The organism is Micromonospora sp. NPDC049799 (assembly GCF_040656655.1).
In the GTDB taxonomy this organism is placed as follows: Bacteria; Actinomycetota; Actinomycetes; order Mycobacteriales; family Micromonosporaceae; genus Micromonospora.
Genome location: NZ_JBFAMU010000394.1, coordinates 1 through 4,634, shown reverse-complemented (window position 1 = coordinate 4,634; position 4,634 = coordinate 1). Strand labels below are relative to the sequence as shown.

Sequence of the window (4,634 nt, the reverse complement as noted above, 5' to 3'; positions counted from 1 at the left end):
GCGCGGCCGCCGCGCTGCTGCCCGCCGCCGGCCTGCTGGTGGCGCTCGGCACGTGGTGGGTGGTCGCCCGCCTGGAGCTGGTCCACCCGGCCGCCCTGCCGCCGCCGGGCGACGTGGTGGCCGCGTTCGCCGACCAGCCGGCCCGGATGCTGGAGCACACCGTGCTGACCACCCGGGAGATCCTGGTCGGGTTCGCCCTCTCGGCGGTGGCCGGCGTGCTGCTCGGCCTGGCCCTGGCGGCCTCCCGCACGGTGGAGCGGATGTTCACCCCGCTGCTGGTGGCGGTCAACGCGGTCCCGAAGATCACGCTCGGGCCGCTGCTGGTGGTGGCGCTCGGCTGGGGTCAGAAACCCATTCTCACCATGGTGTTCCTGCTGTGCTTCTTCCCCATCGTGCTGTCCACGGCGACCGGTCTGACCACCACGCCGGCCGATCTCGCCGAGCTGGCGCGCTCGCTGAACGCGTCGCGCTGGCAGGCGTTCCGCAAGGTGCGGTTCCCGGCGGCGCTGCCGCAGATCTTCGTCGGGCTCAAGGTGGCCATGCCGTTGGCCGCGATCGGCGCGGTCATCGGCGAGTTCCAGGCCGGCGAGGGCGGCCTCGGCTACGTCATCCAGCAGTACGCGGGCATCGGCGACACCGCCACCGCGTGGGCGGCGATCATGCTGGTGGCCCTGGTGAGCATCCTGCTCTACGCGGCGCTGCTGGTCGTGGAACGGCGGGCCCTGCCCTGGCAGCGGGAGACCACCAGCAGCCGGTGAGCGTACGGGTGCGGCCCGCCGGAGTGGAACCCGGCGGGCCGTCCGCGTCGTGGGTCAGCCGGCCAGGCGCCAGCGGCCGTTGCGGGCCACCAGCACGGTCAGTGCCTGCGGCATCAGGCCGGAATGGTTGTCCGGGGTCATCCGGATCGGGCCGGAGAGTCCGTCGAGCTGGGACGTCTCCAGCGTGTCCCGGATGCCGTCGCGGTTGACGGTGCCGGGGTCGCCGCCGGCGCGCAGCGCGGCGTCGGCGATGAGCTGGACGGCGTCCGCGGCGAAGGACGACGAACCGTGGTAGCCGCCGTAGCTGGCGGTGTAGTCCTGGAACCACTGGCGTCGGGCGGCCTTGGCCGGCGTGGTCGCGATGACGTCGTCGATCACCATGGTCTGGGTGAAGACCAGGGTGGCCCGTTCGGTGGCCCGGGCGGAGGCGCCGAGGAAGAGGTCGCCGGCCGCGGCGGCGTCGAGGAAGAGCGAGCCGGAGAAGTCCCGCTGCTCGGCGGCGGCGGCCGCGAGCATCGCCTGCTCCGGCGGGGTCCACAGCACCAGGGCCTGGGGCTTGTCCGCGGTGACCGACGCGACCTGCTGGGAGACGTCGGTGTCGGTGGGGCGTACCGACTGCGCCCGCACCGAACGGATCCCGGCCTTGGTCAACTCGTCGCGGAGCACGGCCAGCCCCTCGCGGCCGTAGTCGTCGTCGCTGTGCAGGACGGCGACCTTGCGTATCCCGCCCTTGCGCTGCAGTTCGCGGGTGAGGGTCGCGGCGTTGTCGGCGGCGTTCGGGGCGAGCTTGAACACGTAGCGGCGGTCGGCCACGGGAGTGGTCACGGCGCTGGCGGGGGCCAGCGCGATGGTGGGAATCCGCTTCTCGTTGACGGTGCGGACCGCGCCGACCGCGCATTCGTTGCAGCCGCCCATGATGATGGCGCTGACCCGGGAATCGTCGCTGAAGTCGCCGATGTTGCGCAGCGACTCGCTGGCGTCCGAGCGGTTGTCCTTCACGGTCAGTTCGATCCGACGGCCGTTCAGTGCGCCGGAGGAGTTCAGCTGGTCGATCTTCAGTTCGAGGGCCCTCTGGTAAGCCTTGCCGACCGGCGCCGCGGCACCGGAGAGTTCGAGGTCGGCGGCGATGACGATCGGGCTCGTTTCCTGTTCCTCCGCGCCGAACTGGCATCCGGTGAGCATGGTGGCCAGCACGGCCGATGCGATCGCCGTGGCGGTCGCGGAGCGGATGGGGCTCAACTCAGTCCTCCAGGTGCGGCGCCGGCGCTGCCCGGTCACCGCCGGTTCGTCCGTCCTCAGTGGAGCGACGGAAGGGGTCTGCCGTACGGTGTGCGCGAAGCCTGCAAAACCTTGCCAATGGCGGGCGCTGCGGTCAAGCGGGGGTGCCGGGACCTTTTCGGGACAGCGATCCCACATGGTGGGGTAACGCAAAGTTTGCAATTGCTCACGCTAAAGACACGTGTGACCACTCTGGAGTGACATGCCCAGTTCACGGCCAGTGCGAATTGCAGGTATTAGGTGACGCCCAGTCGCGTTCCTCGCTCGGCGACCGTTTCCTGCCTCGCTGCGGCTTCCCAAAAGGCATCCCGTCTGATGAAATCGCCGCCGTGCCGCGCGTGGCGCTCTCCGCTGCACCAGGCACGGGTCGGCGGGCCAGGCGTGGAAGATACGACGGAGGCGATGTCGTGAGCACCGGACCGACGACCCTGCCCGCCGGCGGCCAGACCGCACCCCCGCCGGCCGGCCGCCAGACCGCCCAGCCCCGACGAGGCCGACTGCCCCGGCTCCGCGACGCCCGGATCCGCTCGAAGCTGGCGCTGATCCTGGTCGTCCCGGTGGCCGCGGTGATAGCGCTGGCCACGGTCCGGCTGGTGTCCGTCGGCGAGGGCGCGTACGACGCCTCCCGGGCGCAGGCGCTGACCGAACTCTCCATCGACGTCTCGGCTCTCACCCAGGACCTGCACTCCGAGCGGATGGCCGCCGCCGAGTTCCTGGCCTCGCCGCGGCAGCAGGCCGACACGTACAACCTGCGGGTGCGCGCCACCGACGAGCGGGTGCGGGCGTACCGGGCGGAGCGGGACCGGATCGGTGAGCCGTCGACGGCGGTGCGGGACCGCCTCGAGACCATCGACGACCACCTGGAGACGCTCGACGCCACCCGGCAGCAGGTGCTGGACCGCCGGCAGATGGCCGTCGCCGAGGCGGCGCTGCGCTACGGCGTGATCCTCACCGACCTCGTCGCGTACGGCGACGGGCTGGCCCAGCTGCCGGGCCAGGAGGGTCTGGCGGACGACCGCCGGGCGGTCGCCGCGTTCGCCCGCGCCAAGGCGGCCGTCGCCGAGGAGGAGTCGGTCGTCTTCACCGCCCTGAGCGCCGGTCAGCTCGACGAGGAGCAGTTCTCGTCCTTCGTGGCCACCCTGACCAGCCAGCAGGAGGCGCTGACCGCCTTCTCCCTGGCCGCCGACCCGGCCCAGCGGGCCCTGGTCGACAGCACCGTCTCCGGTGACGCGGTCACCCTCGCCGACCGGGTGGCCAGCGACATCACCCGTTCCGTCGGGCAGCGGGCGCCGGTCAGCGCGCCGGAGGCCGTCGCCGCGATCGGCGCCGTCAACGACCTGATGCGGTGGGCCGAGATCCGCCTCCAGGACGAGCTGCTCGCCGACGCCGACCAGGCCTACTCGGACGTCATCCGCCAGGCGGTCGTCGAGTCGCTGCTGGTGCTGCTCACCCTGCTCATCGCGGTCACGCTCGCCGTGGTGCTGGCCCGCTCGCTCAACGAGTCGCTGTACCGGCTGCGCGAGGGCGCGCTCTCGGTGGCCAACCACGACCTGCCGGACGCGGTGCGTCGTCTGCAGAACATCGACACCGTCGGCGACGGCGGCGTGGACGCGATCGTCCAGCAGGTCCGGGACCCGATCAAGCTCGACAACCGGGACGAGGTCGGCGAGGTCGCCAGCGCGTTCAACGTGGTCCACCGCGAGGCGGTCCGGGTCGCGGCCGAGCAGGCCGCGCTGCGGACCAGCGTCTCCGCGATGTTCCTCAACCTGGCCCGGCGCAGTCAGACCCTGGTCGACCGGATGATCGGCGAGCTGGACGCGATCGAACGCGGCGAGGAGGACCCGAAGCGGCTCGCGCAGCTGTTCGAGCTGGACCACCTGGCCACCCGGATGCGCCGCAACGACGAGAACCTCCTCGTCCTCGCCGGCGCCGACTCGGCCGTGCCGCGCCGTGACGACGCCCTGCTGGTCGACGTGCTGCGGGCCGCGCAGTCCGAGGTGGAGCTCTACAACCGGATCGAGTTCGGCACCGTCGACACCGACATCTCGGTGAGCGCGAACGCGGTCAACGACGTGGTACGCCTCGTCGCCGAACTGCTCGACAACGCCACCCGCTTCTCGCCCCCGAACACCACGGTGGTCGCCGACGCGCGGCGGATCCGCGACTACGTCCTCATCCAGATCGAGGACCGTGGTCTCGGCCTGACCGAGGAGCAGATGGACTCGCTCAACCGGCGGCTGGCCGAGCCACCCACGGTGGACGTCGCCGCGTTCCGGCTGATGGGTCTGGCCGTGGTCAGCCGGCTCGCCCACCGGTACGGCATCCGCGTCGAGCTGCGCCGCAACGTCGAGGGCGGCACCGTCGCCCAGGTGACCCTGCCGGCCGCCACGGTGGTGCTCCCCGCCGGCCGGGGCCGCGACCAGGCGATCAACCGGCCGCGCCAGCCGCTGCCGGTCGAGCAGACCCCGCTGACCCCGATGTCCCACGCCGAGCCGTTCGCCGGGGGCGTGCGTACCGCCGCCGCGACCCTCAGCGACCCCTGGCGGGTCGACCCGCCGGCCCCCTGGTCGGCGGCGGAGCAGGCCCGCGCCAGATCGG

Annotated in this window: 3 protein-coding genes; 2 read left to right on the top strand and 1 reads right to left on the bottom strand. The window is 72.3% G+C overall.

Translation table 11 applies throughout. The features are described from left to right. The coding region (locus tag AB0I76_RS22955) for an ABC transporter permease (protein WP_357038959.1) at positions 1-758 on the top strand (758 nt) is incomplete at its 5' end. Between the two features lie 54 nt (positions 759-812). On the opposite strand, the gene AB0I76_RS22950 is transcribed toward AB0I76_RS22955, so the two are convergent. Further along, a complete protein-coding gene (locus AB0I76_RS22950) occupies positions 813-1,997 on the bottom strand; it encodes an ABC transporter substrate-binding protein (protein WP_357038955.1) in 1,185 nt (394 codons plus the stop codon). Positions 1,998-2,443: 446 nt separating this feature from the next. Here AB0I76_RS22950 and AB0I76_RS22945 point away from each other — a divergent pair. After that, positions 2,444-4,634 (top strand): sensor histidine kinase (locus AB0I76_RS22945; protein ID WP_357038952.1); only part of this gene is annotated, 2,191 nt, incomplete at its 3' end.